This is a genomic window from Arthrobacter sp. Y3223164, assembly GCF_059091005.1.
Genome location: NZ_JBNHGF010000749.1, coordinates 1 through 686, shown reverse-complemented (window position 1 = coordinate 686; position 686 = coordinate 1). Strand labels below are relative to the sequence as shown.

The 686-nt window shown below is 70.8% G+C and carries 1 protein-coding gene; it reads right to left on the bottom strand.

Translation table 11 applies throughout. The features are described from left to right. Positions 1-17: 17 nt before the first annotated feature. Positions 18-686 (bottom strand): DUF3159 domain-containing protein (locus AC5RUJ_RS17780; RefSeq protein WP_494156452.1); only part of this gene is annotated, 669 nt, incomplete at its 5' end.

The window sequence follows — 686 nt, the reverse complement described above, 5'->3', positions numbered from 1 at the left end:
GGCGGCGGCGGGCCAGATCACTCGGCCCGGGCGGCCTCGACGGACGCCGGGCGAGAGACCAGCCACGCCAGCCACAGCCCCAGCGCGTACAGCGGCACGCCCATGAGCAAGCGGGTGGTGCCCAGCGCCACCAGGCCGTCCTCGCCCATCAGGTAGAGGGGAAGCTGCACCACAAGCCGCAGCAGGAGCACCGCCATCACGATCCAGGTGGCCATGGTGTACGCCTTCAGCCGTTGCGGCTGCTGCCGCCATGCCGTTCCCTCGCTGCGGATCAGCCCGAAGATCAAACCCAGCACCGGCCACTTGACGGCCACCGAAACCAGCATGACCAGAATGTAGGCGGCATTCGTGATGAAGCCCCAGACATAGAAGTCCTCGGCCCGGCCCGTGCTGTTGGCGACGAAGGCGCAGATGGCGACCCCCACGAGGCCGGAGAAGGCCTGCGTCACGGTGCCCCGCTGCACCAGGCGCAGCACGGTGAAGACGGCGGCGGCCGCCAGCGCTCCGATCAGCGCCGGGCCGAGCTCCCGGCCGATGGTGAACACCACCAGGAAGATCACGCCCGGCAGGATGCTCTCGGCCAGCCCGCGGACGCCGCCCACGGTCTTCAGCACGTCGATCTGTCCGTCGTCGGTGCGGTGGACCGCGGCGCTCGCCGCGTAGGCGCCGGCAAGCGCCTCGGCCGC